This window comes from Klebsiella sp. BIGb0407, assembly GCF_024807845.1.
Classification (GTDB): Bacteria; Pseudomonadota; Gammaproteobacteria; order Enterobacterales; family Enterobacteriaceae; genus JGM124.
Map to the genome: position 1 here is coordinate 444453 of NZ_JANUEQ010000004.1, position 21688 is coordinate 466140.

Sequence of the window (21688 nt, forward strand, 5' to 3'; positions counted from 1 at the left end):
GTTGCAGGAAGAGCGTTATCCTGCGTTAATAGACATCACGCACATAGCGTTTGTCCTTTGACATCTGCACGACATAATCACTTGCCGCATCGGCACTCAGGCCGCCATGCTCCTGTATTACGGCTCTCAGTACGGTATCTACATCTTTGGCCATACGCGTGGCATCCCCGCAGACATAAAAATGTGCACCATCCTGTAACCATGACCAGAGCTGGGCTCCCTGTTCACGCATACGATCCTGAACATAGATTTTTTTCTCCTGATCCCGGGAAAAGGCCAGACTGAGCTGGCTCAGGAAACCGTCCTGATGCATCGCCAGCAACTCGTCGCGGTAATAAAAATCTGTTTCAGCATGCTGTTCGCCAAAGAATAGCCAGTTTCGACCAGTATCTCCTCGCGCACGACGCTCGTGCAGAAATCCTCGAAATGGCGCGACGCCAGTCCCCGGCCCCACCATTATCATTGGAACATCTTTGCCTGACGGAGGACGAAAATAGGCTGACTTCTGAACAAAAATAGGAATATCGACGCTCTCAGATCTGTCCGCGAGAAACGTTGAACAAACCCCTCCGCGAGGTCTGCCTTTGTGCTCGTAACGGACGGTTGATACTGTCAAATGCACTTCATCGGTCTGAACCCTGGGACTCGAAGAGATAGAATACAGTCTGGGCTGTAATCGCCGGAGTGCCGCTATCCATTGCTGGGCACTAACGCGGATCGGAAATTCTTCCAGCAGATCGCGTATTTGTTTTCCCCACAACCATTGTTTAAGTTCTGCCGCATGTTCAGGTTTCAGCAACCCGGCCAGTTCCTGACTTCCCGAATGTTCCTGAATAAACCCCAGTACTTCAGGCGTAATTCGGGTAATTTCATGGTGGTGCAACATCGCGTCCGTCACTGACATATCGTCGAGATCTTTCACCGTAACGCTCGCCGCAGCGGGAATATTTAACGCGGTTAGCATATCCCCCACCAGCGTAGAGCAATTCGTCGGCCATACCCCCAGGGCATCCCCCGCCTCATAGCTCAGCCCGGACCCTTTGAGATCAAAGACGAGCTGGCGAGTTTCTTTACTCGCACCCGCAGTATTAAGCTCCCGGTTCTGTAGCAGACGGGCGCGCAGGGGGTTCTGCTTGCTGTAGGGCAATGGGCCTGTCTGTTTAATATCAGTGTTAACTGCCGCCACAAGGCTATCGGCAACCTGATCGGGCCTGGAAAAAGATTTTAGCGCTTGCCGGACGCTCGCCATCCAATCTGATGCATGTCGATGGTATTCAGGCTCACAATCAACGCGCGGGACCAGCCGTGGTGCGCCTAATGCTTCCATTCTGGCATCCAGTTTACGACCAAAACCACAGAACTGGTCATAGCTTGAATCACCAAAAGCGAGCACCGAGAACGGATTGGCATTCAGGCTGTTTGCAGTATCTGATGTAAGAGTCTGCCAGAACGATAGCCCGTTATCAGGGGGATCGCCGTCGCCAAAAGTACTGGTTAACAGTAAAAGAGGAGAATGAGGAGGCAGTTCTTCCGGTCTGCAATTATCCATACTTTGCACGTTCACCTCCCAGCCATCACTTTCAAGCTGAGTGACACACTCGCTGGCATAGGCTTCAACATTACCTGTCTGAGAAGCCCATAATACCGTGATAACAGCCTGATTAGACTCTGGTAAAAGAGAAGATGATGCCCCCTCTGCTGTCAGTGCCGGGTAATGGGTTACCTCTCCAGGAAGCCCGGCTCGGGAGAATAACCCGGCCAGGATACCATCAATAAATACCCGTTTGTCAGGAGCAAGGGGCGCTGTCACAGGCAATGCAGGTACTGCTCCCCTGTTTTGTTCTTGCTCACTACTGTGCAAACCGGTCAAGAACCCCTGAAGATACAGCTGTTCATGAGGATCGAAGTCTGGAACAGGCTTCGTATCAATATTAAGTAGTCGGCCCAGCGTATTGATTTGCATCATATGGTGTTCCCTTGAATATATGCTTGCAGGATCAGTACCTTCACTCACCGCAACCGTATCCAATGACGTGGATCCGCCTTCAGGGTGAGAGGCTTCTGTATCAAAAATGGGGGCTGATTCAGATTCAAGTGGGAAAAGCGCCACAGCGCTATACTTGAATTCAGGTTGCTGTGATAGAGGATCGATGGCATCACTGGTAACAGCATTGATAGCAAGATCCTCACCAAAGAGATCATTCCAGTGGAATGGCGCAAAGCAGTTACCCGCGCGGACACGCTCGGTCACTACAGCAGGTAATATTGCGCGGCCCCGACGGGAGCGGATCTCAATACGCTGTTTATTTTTGACTCCCAGTGCAGCCGCATCTTCCGGATGAATTTCAATAAAAGGCCCGGAATTGAGTTTCACTAATGCTGGGATCTTGCCGGTTTTGGTCATGGTGTGCCATTGATGCTGAAGGCGACCTGTGTTCAGTACAAAGGGGAACTCCGCATCGGGCATCTCAGCGGGATTGCCGTGGGGACGAGGAAGGAATACGCCTTTGCCACTCGTGGTGGCAAAGGTTATTGTTTGCGCGCTGCCATCATCTCTGACCCTGAGTTTCTGGCTAATACCCTCATTGAGATAACGAATAGGGTGGCGATTTTCCTCATCACCCGGCGGGCTGGGCCACTGTAAAGGGTTCTCACGCAGACGGCTGTAACTTGCGCCACGAATGTCATACCCGGTCTTGGGATTCCAGAACTGTTTTATTTCCTCAAATATCTCTTCGGCACTCGCATAACTGAAGGCGTCAGCAAATCCCATTTCGCAGGCAATACGAGCGATAATCAGCCAGTCGGGTAGCGCCTGACCGGGAGGATCGATAGCTTTCTGCATCAGTGTGAGGTTACGTTCCGAATTGATCATCACACCTTCGGCCTCGGCCCAGAGTGCTGCCGGTAATAAAATATCAGCGTAACGGTTTGTTTCGGTGTCGAGAAAAGCATCCTGAGTGATAACGAGCTCAGCTTTTTTTAGCCCTGCAATGACATTCTTACGGTTGGGAACTGACGCCACAGGATTGGTGCAAACGACCCAGCAAGCCTTGATATCGCCCGCCATCATACGTTCAAACATGGCAACCGTTCCCCCCACCAGACGCGTGTGCAGCGTTCCGCGCGGGATCCCCCAGACATCCTCAACGAAATCTCGTTCCTCCTCGACCAGTACGGTACGCTGCCCGGGCAATCCCGGTCCCATATAACCCATCTCCCGCCCACCCATCGCATTCGGCTGGCCCGTCAGTGAGAACGGCCCGCTTCCAGGCTTACAGATAGCGCCGGTTGCCAGGTGAAGGTTACAGATGGCATTGGTGTTCCAGGTGCCATGGGTGCTTTGGTTGAGCCCCATTGTCCAGCAACTCATCCAGGCACCAGACTCTCCTATCATCTGAGCTGCCAGACGAATATCCTCTTCGGGTATTCCGGTAATGGTACTGACTTTATCCGGGGTGTAGTCAGCCAAAAAATCCGGCATGGCTTCCCATCCTTCGGTGTACTCCGCGATAAATTCTGGGTCAGTATGACCGTCGGTATGCAGCAGATATAACAGCCCGTTGAGCAAGGCCAGATCTGTTCCTGGTTTTATCTGCATAAAGAGATGAGACTTATCAGCCGTGGTATTCCGCCTCGGATCGACCACAATGAGTTTTGCGCCAGCCTTAACCCTGTCCATCATTCTGAGAAAAAGAATCGGATGACAATCTGCCATATTGGCGCCAATGACAAAAAATACCTCGGCCAAATCAAAGTCCTCGTATGAGCCTGGCGGGCCATCCGATCCCAAGGACAATTTGTAGCCGCTACCGGCACTCGCCATACAGAGTCGGGAATTAGACTCGATCTGATTGGTTCCGATATAGCCTTTGCAGAGTTTGTTAGCCAGGTATTGTGCTTCCAGCGACATTTGCCCGGAGACATACAGAGCTATGGCATCAGGTCCTTCCCTGTCGAGTATTTCTCTTAACCGCTGCGCTGTCTGCGTAATGGCAATATCCATTGATGTCTGGCCAGGATCCTTTTGCCTGTCATTTCTCAAGAAGGCTGATTCCATACGGCCAGAATCCCGGAGAGCCTGGGCACTGGTGGAACCCTTGGTACAGAGTCGGCCAAAGTTAGTAGGATGCGTCTTATCGCCTGACACCTTGATGACTTTTTCCCCTTGAACCCCCAGAGTCATACCACAACCTACCCCACAGTAGGGACAAACGGTTTTCACCGAAATTGTCGGTATAATATTCATCCCAGTTTCTCCTTAATCACTGCCATTTACCGGATAGAAATACTTTGATGGCCTGTTCTGTCCGACTAAATGATAAAAAAAAACGCCCGTACCTCCCTGTATCGTGAAATTAATCGATACAAAGAAGTGCAGACGCCATTGTCCAACCCATCTCACGCCCGCCGTTAGGAATGATTAAGGTCTTTATCAGGAACATGAGGGTAATTAAGCAAAAACCATGCCAGTGATATATGTAGATATAATAAGGCTATTTCTCAGATAGCCTAGAAAGATTGCACCAGGACGTGGCAACAGAATGAATATCTGTTCAGGTTTAGTGCAATTAACAGCAATAACAATATTAATGAGCTTTAAAACAGATATCCTGCTCTGCAATACCTGTAGCGCACCAGCGTAATAATAAAAAGCCACATTTTATATATAAACGTTAATTAACATAGTTAAATAAAATATAAGCATTTAAATTTCACTCCAATTTGATCAGCGATCGCAAATAGTGAATTCATTAGTCACTCACATCACATTTAACTCTATTTCCTCAGCATAACAGAAAGTCATTGATATACATTTAGCCTGATATCATCGGGATGATTTATAAAAAGGACTATTTGATGCTAACAATTATTGGCCTTCTCATTATTATAACTATTGTCACCCTGTTAATGACGGGAAAAACCAGCCCCATTATTGCCATGTCTGTCACACCACTTTTTGGTGCATTATTAGCAGGTTACTCAATTTCTGAGATCTCCGGTTTTGTTGACTATGGATTTCAGAAAGTGGGAAACGTTGCCGCCATGTTTATGTTCGGTATTTTATTTTTTAGTCTGATGAAAGATCTGCATATTTTTAACCCTTTTATTCGTCTGATGATTGGCATTACCCGTGGAAACGTGATTATTGTCGCTATGGTGACGGCTCTGGTCGCCGCGGCAGTACATCTCGATGGCTCCGGTGCAGCCACCTTTTTAATTATTATTCCGGCCTTCCTGCCGCTTTACCGCAGGCTGAATATGAGCCCTTATTTGATGCTTTTGATTATGTGTACCAGTATGGGAGTCATGAATATGGTGCCCTGGGGAGGGCCTCTCGGGCGTGCCTCTGCGGTCACCGGGATCCCAGCGACAGCTTTATGGCAGCCACTGATCCCGGTACAAATAATAGGTGTTATGGCATCAATACTGGTGGCAGGCCTGTTTGGCTGGCGTGAAACAAGACGTATTTCCCGGGCCTCATTAAAAGGAACAACCCCCTTCGAGCAGGATTCTCTACTCAAGCCATTTGACGAAGTCGATGAGGATACCGGCTCGGAGAAACCACAAAAATTTCTGATTAATATTTCACTGGTACTGGCTGTCGTTATCAGCCTGGCCTTTGGACTACTTTCTGCACCCTATGTTTTTATGCTGGCACTGTCAGCAGCGCTTATCATTAACTTCCCGAAAGTAAAAGATCAAGTCAGTACTATCAGTCATCATGCCCCGCAAGCATTAACCATGGCGGCGATTATTCTTTCCGCCGGAGTCTTTCTCGGTGTACTAGGGAAAGGAGGAATGCTGGAATCAATAGCTCGTGATTTATTAATACTTATCCCTGCCAGCATGGTGCATTACTTCCATATCGCCATTGGTATATCAGGAGTACCGCTGGATATTTTCACCAGTACTGATGCTTATTATTTTGCCCTTTTGCCGATTGTTCAGAATGTTGCGGCAAGCGTCGGGATATCTGCTCAGGATGTAGTTTATGCGATGGCAATTGGCAATAATGCGGGAACTTTTGTTAGCCCGTTTTCTCCTGCTGTCTGGCTTGCAGTCGGTCTTGCTGGCGTCGATATGGGACGCCATATACGCTACTCCTTTTTATGGATTTGGCTGTTTAGCTTTATCACTCTCGGTGTCGGTTACGGACTAGGATTATTTTAATCGCGCCACTTAAAACGATTAACGGCGTCCAAATGGGCGCCGTTAATCGTTAAGACAGTCGCAAGATAAATATTACTCGCGGATAGTATCATCCCCGAAGCCAATCCACTTGTAGGTGGTCAGTGCTTCCAGACCCATTGGGCCGCGGGCATGTAGCTTCTGGGTACTCACCGCCACTTCCGCACCGAGACCAAACTGTGCGCCATCGGTAAAGCGCGTGGAAGCATTAACATAGACCGCCGAGGAGTCCACTTCGTTAATAAAGCGGTTAGCATTGCTCAGTGTGCGCGTCAGAATCGCGTCAGAATGCTGGGTACCGTATTCGCGAATATGGCCGATAGCCTCATCCAGACCGGCGACAATTTTCACATTCAGGTGCAGAGATAACCACTCATCGCGGTAGTCAGCATCTTTCACCGCTTCTACCGCTGCAGGACCACTTTGCAGCGCAGGCAGTGATTTTTCATCCGCATGCAGGGTGACGCCGCTGTCAGCCATACGCTGGCTCAGTACCGGCAGGAAGCTGTCAGCAATCGCTTCATGTACCAGCAAGGTTTCTACGGTATTACAGGTACTTGGGCGCTGGGTTTTCGCATTAACAATGATATTCAGCGCAGGTTCAAATTCAGCAGTATCATCGACCAGAATATGGCAGACACCGATCCCACCGGTGATAACCGGGATCGTCGATTGTTCGCGACACAGCTTATGCAGGCCGGCACCACCGCGGGGAATAAGCATGTCGATGTAGCGATCCATACGCAGCATCTCAGTAACCAGCTGACGGTCAGGATTCTCAATCGCCTGAACGGCCCCTTTAGGTAAACCACAAGCTTCCAGAGCCTGCTGAATCACTTTTACCGTGGCATTATTGGTGCGCCAGGTCTCTTTACCTCCACGCAAAATCGCGGCATTACCGGTTTTCAGGCACAGGGCAGCAACATCGACGGTAACATTAGGGCGTGCTTCGTAAATTACCCCAATCACACCCAATGGCACGCGGCGGCGTTCGATACGTAAACCACTGTCCAGTAATCCGCCATCGATAACCTGCCCCACCGGGTCTGCGAGATTACAGACCTGGCGAACATCGTCGGCGATATTTTTTAACCGTGCGGGTGTCAGTTGTAGACGATCCAGTAACGCTTCGCTCAAACCATTTTTGCGGGCTTCATCGACATCCAGCTGGTTCACAGTCAGGATCTCGTCCGCCTGAGTTTCAAGCGCTTCGGCAATTTTTTCCAGTACGCGGTTTTTTTCACGCGCAGAGAGTAAAGCTAACTGGTAGGAGGCCTCTTTAGCCGCTTTGCCCATTTCGTCCAGCATGTTCTGCTCCTTATTTAACAATCATGTCATCGCGATGAACAGCAACCGGACCGTATTCATAGCCAAGAATGGCACCAATTCTCTGAGAATGGTGTCCGGCGATACGCCGCAGTGCATCACTATTATAACGGCTTACACCATGGGCAATATCACGTCCATTCAGGCTACGAATTCTAATCACTTCACCTCTGGAGAAGTTACCTTCGACCGTTTTAATACCTTTTGGCAGCAATGAACTGCCACGTTCCAGTAGTGCCGTGAGAGCACCGTCATCAATCGTGATTTCCCCAGCCGGGGGCGCGCCGAAGATCCAGCGTTTACGTGTTTCCAGCGGCGATGTTTCGGCATGGAAACGTGTCCCAACCGCATAGCCTTTAGCCACATCACTAATTACACCAGATTTAGAACCCGCGGCAATGATGACATCAATACCTGCCCGGCAGGCAACATCTGCCGCCTGGAGTTTGGTGCCCATTCCGCCGGTACCCAGCCCCGATACGCTATCGCCCGCAATCGCCCGCAGCGCATCGTCAATAACATGTACATCGGTTATCAGTTCAGCATGCGGGTTGTTACGCGGATCGGCGGTATACAGTCCCTGCTGGTCAGTCAGTAACAGGAGTTTGTCGGCATCGGCCAGAATCGCGACCAGAGCAGACAGGTTATCATTGTCGCCGACTTTAATTTCAGCAGTGGCAACCGCGTCATTTTCATTAATCACCGGGACAATATTGTTATTCAGCAGCGCACGCAGGGTGTCCTGAGCATTAAGAAAACGCTCACGATCTTCCATATCAGCACGCGTGAGGAGCATCTGTCCGACATGAATACCATAAATCGAAAACAGCTGTTCCCACAGCTGGATCAGGCGACTCTGCCCGACGGCTGCCAGCAGCTGCTTGGATGCAATCGTCGCCGGAAGTTCCGGGTAATTCAGGTGTTCACGTCCTGCGGCAATCGCTCCGGAGGTGACAATAACAATGCGGTGACCATCAGCATGCAGTTGTGCACACTGACGAACTAATTCAACAATATGGGCTCGATTCAGGCGGCGCGAGCCACCGGTTAATACGCTAGTGCCCAGTTTTACCACTAGCGTCTGGCTATTACTCATTTTTTTGCCGTCTCAACAAAATGGGAAAATTTAAAAAAACTAACTGACGTTTTAACAGGACTGGCAGAGCTTGCCAACAGGTGCAGGGAAAAACAGAAAGAAAAAACAGAAGATCTCCTACCCTGAACTTTTTTTATGACGTTTTGATGATTCATAAAATTTTTTTCATAGATTGGAACTTTTTTTCACCCTGTCATAAATCTTTAATCTCCACAGGCTAAAAACTCCCATGAATTTTACTGGAATGCCGCAATTTGAACCAAATTGTCGGTTTTAACCATCTTGGGACAAAAAATGAAAAAGAGCACACTGGCAATATTGGTAATGGGTTTAGTTGCATCGCAGGCTTCTCTGGCTGCTGAAATCTATAATAAAAACGGCAACAAACTTGATCTGACCGGACGCGTAAAAGCTTTACATTATTTCACTGATAATCAATCCGATCGTGGCGATAAAACCTATGCCCGTATCGGTTTTAAAGGTGAAACTCAGATTAATGACCAACTGACCGGTTTCGGTCGCTGGGAATATCAGGTATCAGGCAACAAAGCAGAAAGTGAAATTGACGCCGGTAAAACACGTTTTGCCTTCGCTGGTTTAAAATACGGTAATTACGGTTCATTCGATTACGGTCGTAACTACGGTATTCTGTACGATATCGCGGCAGGTACTGACGTATTACCCGAGTTCGGTGGCGACGGCCTGGTTAAGACTGACAACTTCATGACGGGTCGTACTACCGGTGTTGCTACTTACCGTACTAATAACTTCTTTGGTGTGGTTGATGGACTGAAATTCGGTCTGCAATACCAGGGTAAAAATGAAGGTCGTGCTACCAGCAAACAAAATGGCGACGGTTTTGGTACTTCTCTGAGCTATGACATCGGCGATACTGGTGTCAGCATGGGTGTTGCTTATGCGAGCTCCAACCGTACTGCGGCTCAAAAAGCAGCGTTCCTGGGCAACGGTAACAACAAAGCACGCGCCTGGGGCACCTCACTTAAATACAACCAGAACGATATCTACCTGGCTGCCATGTATGCTGAATCACGTTATATGACGCCAGTATCAGGTACTGCGGTGATTAATAACGTATCCACCAGCGTTAGCGGCGCAGCAACCAAGAACCAGGTTTTCGAAGCCGTTGCTCAATACCAGTTTGATTTTGGCCTGCGTCCATCCATTTCCTATGTTCAGTCAAAAGGTAAAGAGCTGAACGGTATTGGTAGCGCTGACCTGGTTAAATATATCGATGTAGGCGCAACTTATTACTTCAATAAGAACATGTCTACCTATGTTGATTACAAAATCAACCAGCTGAAAAGCGATAATAAACTGGGCCTGAACAGCGATGATACCGTTGGTGTTGGTATGGTTTACCAGTTCTAATTATTCATAGCAGATAGGTAACAAGAAGGGGCTCAATATTTGAGCCCCTTTGTTATATATTGCCATCAAACTTAAACCGTCAGAGCTTTTGCCTTTTCGGAGAGTTTTTCTGAAGGAACCAGTTCAATATCTAAGGTCACAAGTAAGGCTTTCAGGCGCTTGAAGAAAGCCTGCAAGGTCTTTTCTACTTGCTCATCAACTTCCTGGCTACCTGATGGAGACACTTTCCAGTGGCCATTTTTATCAAATAAACCAAAATGATAATTGTAATTCAGCTGGTTATTATGTGCTTCCAGCTCCAGCCACCATCCCCAGAATTCACGTTTTTCGGGGGCAGGTTTGGCATTAACACAGACAGCAAGGCAGTCGAAGAAAAAGCGAGAATCCTGGCACTGCTCCTCACGAATATAGGGGCCAAGATCGGTAAACTTTTTTAATAACCGGCCTCTCGGATGTCCGTTCACTAATGTCATTACTTTCTCCTTTGTATTGTCTTACTCTGGAATACTCATTTAAATTAGCTCAATCGCTGCTTTATCCATTCGACAATATCCAGTAATGCTTTGTCGAAATTCTTATACACTGGGCTAGCAGGTATCGACAATAACTTACCGTCTGCAGATGACGAAGTGATTAAGCGTGATTCCTCTTCCGGACTAAAGAAATCATTTTGCCAGTAACCTGAAAGCATCGGTGTCGGGCAACGACGTCCTAATAACCCCTGCGTTTTAAGTGAGTAACGATTAAGTTCAATACTCAGAGTAGCATCAGAAACGTTATTCATCCCTAAACGACTGGCAAATACATCAATAAGCATATCCGGCACTTTAGCCTGACGATTAGGATCGGTCAGTAAAGTGTGAACTATCGGCCCAAGGCAGGCTACAGCCTTAAGACGTGGTGATTCAAGGTAAGCTAAACGCACCGCGACATTGGCACCAAAGCGGAAGCCAAATGCAGCCACCCGGGTATGATCTATCCAAGGGATATTTGGCAGCGCTTTCAGCACTTGCTGGTGCAAATAACTGGAATCTTGCGTCAGTTTCCATTTTGAGGAAAAGCCGACAGACGGCATATCGAGGGTGAGCATCGCAATACCAAGAGGTGCCAGATACTCAGCAAACAGGTTGTAGTAATCACTCTGTAAGTTTTCCAGCCCGCCACACATCAGCACCGTCGGGAAAGGACCACTGCCTTGCTGTGGTATATGCAGGAACCCGGTTACCGTTCCGCCACCCTCAACAGGGAATGACAGTTCGCGTAGCCCGCCTGACAGGCGTGGAGCGGCTTCTTCATAGGCCCGGTTAGCCAGAACCTGGGCTTGTTCAGCCAGGACATCCCCTTTGATATGAGGATAAGCGGCAATGCTGTAAAGGTTAGCGGCCTTAAGCCAGTATTGACCGATTTTCTCTTCATCTTGTTCATTGCAGGCTCTTTGCTGCCAGAGCATCGCCTGTTTGGACCATTCAAAAATCCAGTTACCGCCCCGATAACCGATAACCGTATCCAGTAATTCTTCATTTGTACGTTCAGATTGAGTACAGGCGATACGCGCCTGTACATCCAGGATGTCACGAGGATCCACCCCACGCCAAATCCATAACAAGCGATTAATCATGCGATACCAGTGAGGAACGGTATCGCCATCCAGTGCAGAATGGACAGCAGAGGTGGTGTTCGAGTGGGCCCTACGCACCAGCGTTGAAGTTTCCGGATGTTTAAAACGGGGCTTGAATAAGGTTTCACTAAGGTTGGCTTGCGACATCTGCTGCTCTGCCTCTGCAAATGAAAGAAATTACAGTTATTGTACTCTGATAACGACCAAATAGCATAAAGGTCGCGGAAGATTCCTGGCGAGAAAAAGCCAGAGATGGTTTCCAGGGGGGAGTGATAACCGTTTTTTCGCTCCGCACGGAGGGCTGTTCTTCCTGAAGGGTTATGACACTATTCGATATAAAGGTCGTTAACAGAACCCACGGTTCCGTGACACCCAATAGATTTCGCCTCTTTTTAACGTATGATCGCATAGTTAGCGTCATTACTGATAACCTAATCCGAAAGAAATATTTGCCGCAGGAGTATAATGTAGGGACTTGTGAGAATAAAAAAACAGCATGTCATGAGGGAGTAAAAAAATGGGTTATGATTTAAGTCCCACTTGGGAGCCTGGCGCTGGCTCTATATATACATGGTTCGGTATGGATAAGTATGGCAAGTTGAGCATTTTTATTAATAATTGTTGGGGTGAATTGCCTCAATGCCTGTTGGAAACGGAAGAGATTAACGTATTATCGAGGGACTTGGCTGATTTTCTAAATGAAGAGTCCGCTATTTATACTTCTATTCCTATGGATAAAAATGGCGATTATATTATTGATATGATACCTGCATGGATAGGCCCGAAAACAATAAAAAAGACCATAAAACATCAAAATGAGATTTATAAGTATAAAAAAACAAACAGCGATTCAAACTACTCTATAAATAAAGGGTTATTTATTTACCAGGCAGTGGAGGGTAATGCTCCCGGTGACGATTACCCTGTAGGCTATGATGGTGAAACAGAAATGGGTGACTACTATCGCTATATGTTACCCACTATTTATGGGCAAGTAGAAGATTTCCCTGAAGAGCTAAGGAAATGTGTCGCGGTATCTGATAGTTTAGATTTTACTCAAGACAGGTTGATCCCCAACGAAAGTATTAATAGTCACTTCAGGAAAATGTATAAGTGACAAAACTGAAGAGCCGTTTTTCATACCTGTTCTCTTCAGGTAAAAAGGTTTCCCTATCGCTAACAGCATTCGATGCCGAGTGTGTCACGATAACAGAGCCTGTTAAACCAGTAAAATCAAGACGAAAGAAATAAGATTAATATTTTAGATCATAGACTTAATTACGGTGATATTTAGCATGACAAAAAATGAAATTTATCTTGATATACTGAGTTCATCCCTACCTTATTTACGTAACATTGCCACTCATAGTTTATTCAGGAGAATAAGGGATCGTTCTGTATACTATGAGACGCAGTTGATTCATTCATTTTACCGTCTTCTGGCTCATGATGATATTGATGATGGTGATATTCATTTTTTGAATTACCATTGCAAAGATTATTTTTATAATTCCAATAAAAATATCAGCATTCTTTATGATAGTAATATCAAAAATATTTCAAAGCTTTTTTCTATTGTTCCCGAGAATTTAAGATCTCAGCTGATCTGGAATGGTCCTGGCACTAATAACTGAATGGATGATAAATAATAATTTTGATATTTCAGATAAAATAGAAAATGACACCCTTGATTACTCTCAGGTTAATTCCCAGTCTGCTCTCGCAACAGACCGGGATAAAATCTGTAACCTGTATGCGGTTATTTCGACACGTCCGCACCGAAATATTCATTGGAAATCCGCTGATAGGTGCCGTCGGTTTTAATCTCAGCGATAGCCGAGTTAATCGCCTGACGTAATTCCGGATTTCCTTTACGAATCAGCACCGCTTCCTGTTCAGCATCGCCTCTTTCAGCGACAATTTTTACCGGAGCATCGGGCTTATGTTTCTTAAAGTCGAGGAATGACAGGTTACTATTGATAGTCGCATCCGCCCGTCCCTGCGACACCAAGGCAATTGACTGGTCAAAGCCGTCCGTGCCGACCACTTCCGCCCCGTTTTCACGTGCCACTTGCGCATAGTTACTGGTCAGCGTATGTGCCGATTTTTTGCCTTTCAGATCAGTAAAATTATGAATGTCGCTATTTTTTTCATTCACAATCAGCACTGCTTTCAGTGTGATATAAGGCTCGGAGAAGTCATATTTGGCCTGACGCTCAGGCGTAATTGAAACCTGGTTAATCACCGCATCGTAGCGATTAGCATCCAGGCCCGCCACCAGTCCGTCCCATTTCCCTTCGACAAACTCCGCTTTGACTCCAAGGCGTTTTGCGATTTCCTGTGCAATCTCAACGTCAAATCCCACCAAGTCGCCAGCCGTATTATGGTAAGTAAAAGGAGGAAACGTCCCTTCGGTACCGACTTTAAATACCCCTGCTGTTTTTATTTTGGCTAAATCATCTTCAGCCCAGGCGGCATGTGCAACGCTTAATTGAATCGCCGTCGCCAGTAATGCGGTCATTAATACTTTCATCATTAACTCCTGATAAGAATTGCTCTGTTATTTTTTTAAATTTCCCAGGAATCCGGGAATGTTTCTGTCAGCGTGGAAATAAATAGCTGCGTGCGCGTTTTCTTCGCCCGGGTAAAAATCTCTTTTGCGCTTCCGCTCTCAACAATATGACCCGCCTCAAGGAATACCACCTGACTGGCGATATTGGCCGCCAGACGCAAGTCATGAGTTGCCATTAGCATGGTGGTACCTTCCTGTGCTAACTGGCGTAAAACGGAGACCACTTCCAGCGACAGTTCGGGATCCAGCGCAGAAGTAGGTTCATCGCAGAGCAATACCTTCGGTGAGGGAGCCATTGCCCGGGCGATAGCAACCCGTTGCTGCTGCCCGCCCGAGAGCATTGCCGGCCAGGCATTACGCTTGTGCAGCAGACCGACTTTAATCAGTAGCTCTTCTGCCCGCGCCTTTGCGCGCGCAACGGGCCACTTCTGCACTACAATCAATCCTTGAGTAATATTGTCCAGTACCGATAAGTGCGGGAATAACTGGAAATTCTGAAAAACCATGCCGGTTTGCTGGCAAATGCGACGAATATCTTTTCTTTTTGGCAACGCGTCAGGTAAAAAAGATATTTCCTCACTACCGATGGTTAAGCTCCCTGCCTGTGGAATTTCCAGTAAATTAATGCAACGTAATAATGTACTTTTACCGCTTCCGGATGGACCAATAAGCGCAGTTACGCTCCCTTCAACAAGGTTCAGAGAAATATCATGTAAGACTTTCTGATTAGCGAAACTTTTTTCAAGACCGAACACTGTTATCATGATATTCATCCTTTACTACGGTATTTCTTTCTAATCTTATTTCCAGTCTGGATTGTAAATAGGATAAAACAGAACTGATTAATAAATAGAGTAGCGCCGCTTCGGTATATAAAATCAGTGGCTGATAAGTCACCGCGGCAATTCTCTGGGCAGCTAAAAACATCTCAGGCACGGTAATGACCGAAGCCAGAGAAGTATCTTTTACTAGCGAAATAAACGTATTCGATAGCGGGGGAACGGCAACTCTTGCCGCCTGCGGCAGAATAATATAACGCAGTGATTGCGCCCAGCTCATCCCGATAGAGTGCGCCGCTTCCCACTGGCCTTTCGCCACCGAGAGCAAGGTTGCACGAATGACCTCAGAGGTGAATGCCCCAACGTTAAGACTAAAGCCAATCACCGCCGCCGGGAACGCATCGAGTGTGATACCGACCCCGGGCAGCGCGTAAAAGATCAGAAACAGCTGGACCAGCAACGGAGTGCCGCGAATAATCCAGACATAGAAGCGCACCACTAATTTTAGTGGCGCAGGCCCGTATAAACGAATTAATGCCACAACAAAGCCTATTAACAGGCCAAGCGAAAATGAAATTAACGTTATGGGTATAGTAAAAACCATTCCGGCGTAAAACATCGGCCAGAATGAACTTATTGCTAATGAAATAAATTCAGGCACAGTTCACCTTTACACGTCATCTTTATTTATTATCGAACTTCTATTAACGTTCGACTTATAAATTCAGCTTATCATGCACAGGGGACTATCAGCATATATCAATATTAGAAATCAATAATCGAATTTGTTATTTAAGATGGCGAATCTAAATTTATTTAATTAAAAAATGCATTGATTATTTTGTATTATCTTTTGCTGAAATAGATATAAAGCTCCCCCATAAAATAAAACACCCTGTCAGCTTATCGCTCACAGGGTGCTGGTAACTATTCAGGAATCCGCCAAATGACTTGGGTAGTCTCTTTTATCCTGAAAATTAATCGCGTCCGGCCAATGGCGGAACAAAGACAACGCCCATATCCCAAGGCTGTTCAATCCAGGTATTCTGCGGGATATCGATAACATAGTCATCGACCAGCGGCTGGCCAGCTGGTTTAGCAAAGATAGTCACAAAATGGGCTTTCGGATACATTTCGCGGATAGCAACAGCAGTACCACCGGTATCAACCAAGTCATCAATAACGATAAAGCCTTCACCGTCGCCTTCTGCACGTTTAATCACGGTCAGTTCGCGTTGGTTATTATGGTCATAGCTTGAAATGCACACGGTATCAACATGACGAATTCCCAGCTCACGGGCCAGAAGTGCGCCAGGCACTAAACCACCACGGCTAACAGCAATAATGCCTTTCCATTGTTCAGCAGGTAGCAGACGTTGTGCCAGCTTACGGGCGTGAATCTGCAACATGTCCCAAGTGACGACGTATTTTTCGCTCATGTGTAGTGCCCCGGCCGCTCAATCACGGCTTAAAGATAGGTAAAGAATTTTTGGTTGCGCGAGATTATAGATAGCTGGCGGCCTAAAAACCAGCGCCACGGGTTATCTGCAACAGTTTTTTCTGGCATTCAATCCACACAGAACAGAATAAAATGATATTCTCGAACTATCGCGTAAGTACTGCTTACAGTGAAAATCAACCGGATAACACCTTTTCCGGTCTGCTAAAAAATTGAATCCTGGGAGAGCCAACGTGTCTGAATTGTCTCAATTATCTCCGCAGCCACTGTGGGATATTTTTGCCAAAATTTGTTCGATTCCGCATCCTTCTTACCATGAAGAGCAGCTGGCAGAACACATTCTGTCCTGGGCCAAAGAAAAAGGTCTTTATACTGACCGGGATGCCGTCGGCAATATCTTGCTGCGTAAACCTGCAACGCCGGGTATGGAAAACCGTAAAACGGTAGTGCTTCAAGCCCACCTGGATATGGTTCCGCAGAAAAATAACGATACCCTGCATGATTTTACAAAAGACCCTATCCAGCCTTATATCGACGGTGACTGGGTAAAAGCGCGTGGCACCACCCTGGGTGCGGACAACGGAATCGGTATGTCTTCCGCACTGGCGGTACTGGCTGATGACAGCGTTGAACACGGCCCGCTGGAAGTGCTGCTCACCATGACCGAAGAAGCCGGGATGGATGGCGCATTTGGTTTACAGGCTGGCTGGTTAAAAGCTGACATTATGATCAATACCGACTCAGAAGAAGAAGGTGAGATTTACATGGGCTGCGCCGGGGGCATTGACTTTATTACTACCCTGCCGGTATCCCGTGAAGCCGTTCCAGCTGATTTTGAAACCTTTAAATTAACCATTAAAGGTCTGAAAGGCGGGCACTCAGGCTGCGATATTCATGTAGGTCTGGGTAATGCCAACAAACTGCTGGGTCGTTTCTTAGCCGCCCATGCAGCAGCCCTGGATGCGCGTTTAATTGCCCTGAGCGGCGGTACACTGCGTAATGCTATCCCGCGTGAAGCCTATGCAACTCTGGCCGTACCTAAGGCACAAGCGGCGACGCTGAAAGCCCTGGCAAGCGAGTATCTGGCAATATTACAAAATGAACTGTCAGCGGTTGAAAAGAACCTGACGGTTCTGCTGGAGCCAGTCAGTGCAGAGCAGCCTGCCCTGACATCCGCCAGCCGGGATACCTTTATCCGTCTGTTAAACGCCATGCCTAATGGGGTCATACGGAATTCTGATGCCGTTAAAGGGGTAGTCGAAACTTCCCTGAATCTGGGTATTGTGAATTTACATGAAGATAATGCCGAAATTATCTGCCTGATCCGCTCGCTGATTGATTCAGGTAAAGACTATGTCGTTACTATGCTTGAATCACTGGGTCAGCTGGCTGGCGCTCATGTTGAGGCTAAAAGCAGCTACCCTGGCTGGCAGCCGGATGCAGATTCGCAGGTGATGCATCTGGTGCGTGAAACCTATCAGAAGCTGTTCAATAAAACTCCGAACATTATGGTGATCCACGCCGGACTGGAATGTGGCTTATTCAAGAAACCTTATCCTGATATGGATATGGTCTCTATTGGCCCGACCATCACTGGCCCTCACTCGCCTGATGAACGTGTCCATATTGAAAGCGTTGGCCATTACTGGACGCTGCTGACAGCACTACTGAAAGCAATTCCGGTTAAATAACCCGCTTGTAATACCCAAAATACTTCTCACGGATTACCGTGGGAGGTATTTCTATAATAGAATTGTAAATACTGGCAAAATACCGCCGCCCTACAATATAACCGTGGTTGCGGTTGCACAGATGGAAGGAATATCCGAAGCTAGCCTCTATAGCTGGCGCAATCAGGCTAAATCAGAGGAAAAATCGTTGCCAGGAACAGAGAAAACAACAGACCAGTGGTCAGCAGGAGTGGCTTTACCGTAATGTTTGAAAATTCATCATATTGAGAGTGAAAAATTAACTCGTTAATTATTTTCAACAAGCCACTTATGGTCATCAGCTCAATCAACACCCACACCGCCGTTAAAACTTTGCAACCGTTCTCATTCTTCCATTGAATCCGTACTACAAAAATTTAATAACCAGGAATTAAGATTTTGGATAACATCTTCCCATACCCCCTCATCCGTTTGCCGAAAAATGATTGCATTTGAGATCCACGGACTTTCAGTACCTTTCATTCCCCACCTCCAATCTCCAGTTGTATGAGTAAGTACACATGTTGGTACTCCCATCATGGCAGATAAATTTGCCACACTTGAATCAACAGCAACGACAGCATCCAATTGACTTATACAAGCTGTTGTATCACTAAAATCATGAATACCATGAATATAATTACTGATGTTTTTCGAATTGCAGCCAGATAATGTGGTAATCGCAGAATGGTGTAAATTGACAAAATGTATTTTTTCTACCAAGAACGAACATTCAATTATTTTATTTACTACCGTAAGCGGTAAACTGCGTCGTTCAGCCCAGCAACGTATGACTGCTCCAACTTCATTCCAATATCGTTGTGCGCAATCCCAAAATAAGCCAACTACTTTTTTCCCTTGATGTTTTGCTCGTAGCTGTCGTGACCATTTGATTGCTGTTTGATGTTGGTTTTCGGGTACCTGTATATAGGGTTGGAATGATATTATTGAAGGCTCTGATCCTTTTGCTTTTAATAACGGCAGATGTAGTAATGTTGCATGGACATGTGGTGAAAAGCTGTTAACTTGCAGCTGGATCTTATCAGGTAACGGTGAGTGAAATTTTTTTGAATCTGGGGTACTAACAACTTCACAGTCAGGTAAAGATGTTTGTATCAGCTCATAGATATAAGAATTACAGGTGAGCATTATTTTTGCTCCTGCTTTTTGCCAGTCTTTTATACAACTCAACAATAAAAAATTATCACCAAACCCGAGTCCGTGAGTGATCAATACTCGCTTACCATATAAATCAGATTCTCCATCCCATACAGGGACACCAGCTGGACTATAACTGAAAGATAAACGTGGCACATCATTACGCATTAACCAATATACAAAACCTCGAGAGTCACTATTTTTTAGCATAGATTCTCCCAAAGTAAACCCAATTGATGGCGATAGCGCAGGCTCGCAAGATAGAGACATATTCCAGGCATCACTAAGTAAAGAGGTTGCCTTAATAAGATCTCCTGCCATCATAGTACTCATTCCTAACATAAACATATAATATATAGGGTTATCTAGTTTGTATGGATGATTTTCCCATGCATCAGCCGACTCTACATACCGGCCTGATAAATAAAGTGCGTTAGCACGTCGAGTCATTGAAATAATATCACAAGGGTTAATTAAAAGTATTTTCTCTGCCCAGGGAAGAACTTTTTCATCTTGTTTGAGCATTATTAAACATTCACAAATCTCATTTAAAATACCAATATCACCAGGATGGTGGTGATGTTTATTTAATGCGATAGTTAAGCGTTCTTCTAGAGTAACAGGCATAATCCTATCCTCTGAATATACAAATTAAAACAAACCATAACATAATATAAAAACATTCAATAAATAGCTAAAGCATTTTAATGCTGCCAGGATAAGGTTTTAATTTCATCTTTAACTATTTATAATAGTGAAGTTTTATATCATGTTAGGTTTGTATGTACGTACAATAGAGTATGGAGTGTTCAATGTCAGTAACTATAAAAAGCTAAATATGAAAATCTCCATCAAAGATAACCTGATCATCAAAGAGTAATATTCCTGATGAAAAAACCAAATCGAGATGATGGCTAGCTCTTTCTCCGCCCCCAAGGCCTAGATGCACTCCAGCATGACGCTCCTCAAAACTTGCGTTACGACCATGTAGATTAACATTTATGTTTGTACCGATTCCAAACTCCTCAATAACCCTATTCCCCTCACATTTATCTAAATATAAATTGATATCTTTTTCTAGTTTTTCATTTGTCGATTTAACAGATACAACTCTGCTCTGTTCTATTTCAATATCCAATATAGGATCAATGATGCCGTATTTAATGGCAAAAGGAACCGTGCTTAAAAATGTCCCACCAAATTTTATTTTCCCTGATAAATCCAATACTCTAGTAGCCACTTCACCAGGCATTAAATCATAGTGATTGCGACCATCCAGGCTTTTCCAGGATTGGTTATCAACGAGCGTTCCTTGTAACACGCCTCCAAAACCATCATGAAATGATATTTTCTTAGCATTCTTTGCAGCATGAATAATCTTTTCATTTCTAACAGATATAACTCCAATATCCTCAGAAAAGGCTTCTTTAAAAAACTCACCATATTCTCTAAGAAGTACAGATTTCTTCCAGTGCTCAGCCATTTTCTGTTTCAATGGCTGTATAAATTTAGGGCCATGAGGGCTTAAATCAGAACGAGTAGATGAATCATACATAAAAATAAATAAATCACTTAGTTCAATATAATTATTTATTAACTCGGGATCTGAATTCTCAATATTAGCATACGTAAAAGTGTATGGGAGTTTTTTTGGGCAAAACTGAATAATAGATTTTGCGATTTCTTCCTGAGAGCAATCTGAGCCAATGAAAATATTATAAGTATCTTCATTTTTTTCTGTCATGGAAGGATGATTACTAACGCACGCAAAAAAATTGCTAATACTATGTTCCATAAAATAACCTCAACTATAGAAATTTAACCATCAATATAAATGGCGGGTAATAACCCCGCCATTTTCATCAAGCCCAAAGTGATGTAGCAAATGGAATAACAGCACTCTCTTTCATCATATCAACCCAATCTTGATGTTGTTCCTCCTCCATCCATTCTGCGATTGATAATTCACTACTTTGACAGTTTTCATTATTTTGATGAGTTTCATTATTTTTACAGTTATCTTTATTTTCCATTTTATTACCTCTATCACAATTAACCACCGATTGGTTAATATCAAATTAATAATAAGGTATTTTTCAGATTACTGACAAAGAAGTAAAAACCGTGGTTTTTCTTCTTCGTAGTAATCGGTCGAAAATCAATGAATTGATTTGCCTTGTTTTTATTAGGTGAGCTACGTCTTGCTAGTGACAAAATAAGGATTGTCATCGCTATCAAAAATAAATCATTGTTTTATTATTACAACATAATAAAAAACCATTGCGTGATTGAGATCACAATTAAATATTATATGGCCAAAATAATTATAGTTGCATGAAGGTGGCAAGTGAAAGAATTCCGATGAGTTTATGAGGGTCAAGAATTCAGTC

At 45.4% G+C, this 21688-nt stretch carries 18 protein-coding genes; 6 read left to right on the top strand and 12 right to left on the bottom strand.

What is annotated here, in order from left to right:
* Positions 1–25: 25 nt before the first annotated feature.
* Positions 26–4249: a bifunctional nitrate reductase/sulfite reductase flavoprotein subunit alpha gene (locus tag M2387_RS14945; protein ID WP_259050455.1), complete on the bottom strand. Its 4224-nt coding sequence runs from the start codon at positions 4247–4249 to the stop codon at positions 26–28.
* 611 nt (positions 4250–4860) lie between these two features.
* On the opposite strand from M2387_RS14945, the gene M2387_RS14950 reads away from it, so the two are divergent.
* Entirely contained in the window at positions 4861–6174 is a 1314-nt protein-coding gene (locus tag M2387_RS14950; protein ID WP_259050456.1) for a CitMHS family transporter, read from the top strand.
* Positions 6175–6246: 72 nt separating this feature from the next.
* On the opposite strand, the gene proA is transcribed toward M2387_RS14950, so the two are convergent.
* Both proA and proB read right to left on the bottom strand, forming a co-directional pair.
* Positions 6247–7500 (bottom strand): glutamate-5-semialdehyde dehydrogenase, encoded by a 1254-nt coding sequence (gene proA / locus M2387_RS14955; RefSeq protein WP_259050457.1) that lies wholly within the window; start codon positions 7498–7500, stop codon positions 6247–6249.
* Positions 7501–7510: 10 nt separating this feature from the next.
* Positions 7511–8614 carry a glutamate 5-kinase gene (proB, locus tag M2387_RS14960; protein ID WP_259050458.1) on the bottom strand — a complete coding sequence of 368 codons (1104 nt, stop codon included), beginning with the start codon at positions 8612–8614 and terminating at the stop codon, positions 7511–7513.
* A gap of 294 nt (positions 8615–8908) precedes the next feature.
* Here proB and M2387_RS14965 point away from each other — a divergent pair, with 294 nt between their 5' ends.
* Complete coding sequence (locus tag M2387_RS14965; protein ID WP_259050459.1) at positions 8909–10003, top strand: porin; 1095 nt, start codon at positions 8909–8911, stop codon at positions 10001–10003.
* Between the two features lie 71 nt (positions 10004–10074).
* Here the strand turns inward: M2387_RS14965 and crl are convergent, their stop codons facing one another.
* Together crl and frsA are read right to left on the bottom strand one after the other, a co-directional pair.
* Complete coding sequence (crl, locus tag M2387_RS14970) at positions 10075–10476, bottom strand: sigma factor-binding protein Crl (protein ID WP_259050460.1); 402 nt, start codon at positions 10474–10476, stop codon at positions 10075–10077.
* Positions 10477–10520: 44 nt separating this feature from the next.
* The gene (gene frsA / locus M2387_RS14975) at positions 10521–11768 is read right to left on the bottom strand and encodes an esterase FrsA (RefSeq protein WP_259050461.1); all 1248 of its coding nucleotides are present in this window, start codon (positions 11766–11768) and stop codon (positions 10521–10523) included.
* 370 nt (positions 11769–12138) lie between these two features.
* On the opposite strand from frsA, the gene M2387_RS14980 reads away from it, so the two are divergent.
* Entirely contained in the window at positions 12139–12738 is a 600-nt protein-coding gene (locus M2387_RS14980) for a hypothetical protein (protein WP_259050462.1), read from the top strand.
* 178 nt (positions 12739–12916) lie between these two features.
* Positions 12917–13255: a hypothetical protein gene (locus M2387_RS14985; protein ID WP_259050463.1), complete on the top strand. Its 339-nt coding sequence runs from the start codon at positions 12917–12919 to the stop codon at positions 13253–13255.
* Between the two features lie 125 nt (positions 13256–13380).
* Here the strand turns inward: M2387_RS14985 and M2387_RS14990 are convergent, their stop codons facing one another.
* The 4 genes from M2387_RS14990 to gpt all read right to left on the bottom strand — a co-directional run bounded on the left by M2387_RS14990 (position 13381) and on the right by gpt (position 16411).
* On the bottom strand, positions 13381–14154 hold the full coding sequence (locus M2387_RS14990; protein ID WP_259050598.1) for an amino acid ABC transporter substrate-binding protein: 774 nt from the start codon (positions 14152–14154) through the stop codon (positions 13381–13383).
* Between the two features lie 35 nt (positions 14155–14189).
* Entirely contained in the window at positions 14190–14957 is a 768-nt protein-coding gene (locus M2387_RS14995) for an amino acid ABC transporter ATP-binding protein (RefSeq protein ID WP_259050464.1), read from the bottom strand.
* Positions 14935–15591, bottom strand: a complete 657-nt coding sequence (locus M2387_RS15000) for an amino acid ABC transporter permease (RefSeq protein WP_409040068.1) — start codon at positions 15589–15591, stop codon at positions 14935–14937. Before M2387_RS15000 ends, M2387_RS14995 begins: the two co-directional genes overlap by 23 nt.
* A 358-nt stretch (positions 15592–15949) precedes the next feature.
* Entirely contained in the window at positions 15950–16411 is a 462-nt protein-coding gene (gene gpt, locus M2387_RS15005) for a xanthine phosphoribosyltransferase (protein ID WP_259050466.1), read from the bottom strand.
* A 253-nt stretch (positions 16412–16664) separates the two neighbouring features.
* On the opposite strand from gpt, the gene pepD reads away from it, so the two are divergent.
* Together pepD and M2387_RS15015 are read left to right on the top strand one after the other, a co-directional pair.
* Positions 16665–18122 (top strand): beta-Ala-His dipeptidase, encoded by a 1458-nt coding sequence (gene pepD / locus M2387_RS15010; RefSeq protein ID WP_259050467.1) that lies wholly within the window; start codon positions 16665–16667, stop codon positions 18120–18122.
* A 103-nt stretch (positions 18123–18225) separates the two neighbouring features.
* Positions 18226–18366 (top strand): hypothetical protein, encoded by a 141-nt coding sequence (locus tag M2387_RS15015; RefSeq protein ID WP_259050468.1) that lies wholly within the window; start codon positions 18226–18228, stop codon positions 18364–18366.
* Between the two features lie 119 nt (positions 18367–18485).
* Here the strand turns inward: M2387_RS15015 and M2387_RS15020 are convergent, their stop codons facing one another.
* The 3 genes from M2387_RS15020 to M2387_RS15030 all read right to left on the bottom strand — a co-directional run bounded on the left by M2387_RS15020 (position 18486) and on the right by M2387_RS15030 (position 21331).
* Entirely contained in the window at positions 18486–19925 is a 1440-nt protein-coding gene (locus tag M2387_RS15020) for a glycosyltransferase family protein (protein WP_259050469.1), read from the bottom strand.
* Positions 19926–20130: 205 nt separating this feature from the next.
* Positions 20131–21093 carry a M29 family metallopeptidase gene (locus M2387_RS15025; RefSeq protein WP_259050470.1) on the bottom strand — a complete coding sequence of 321 codons (963 nt, stop codon included), beginning with the start codon at positions 21091–21093 and terminating at the stop codon, positions 20131–20133.
* Positions 21094–21160: 67 nt separating this feature from the next.
* Complete coding sequence (locus M2387_RS15030) at positions 21161–21331, bottom strand: hypothetical protein (RefSeq protein ID WP_259050472.1); 171 nt, start codon at positions 21329–21331, stop codon at positions 21161–21163.
* Between the last annotated feature and the right edge of the window lie 357 nt (positions 21332–21688).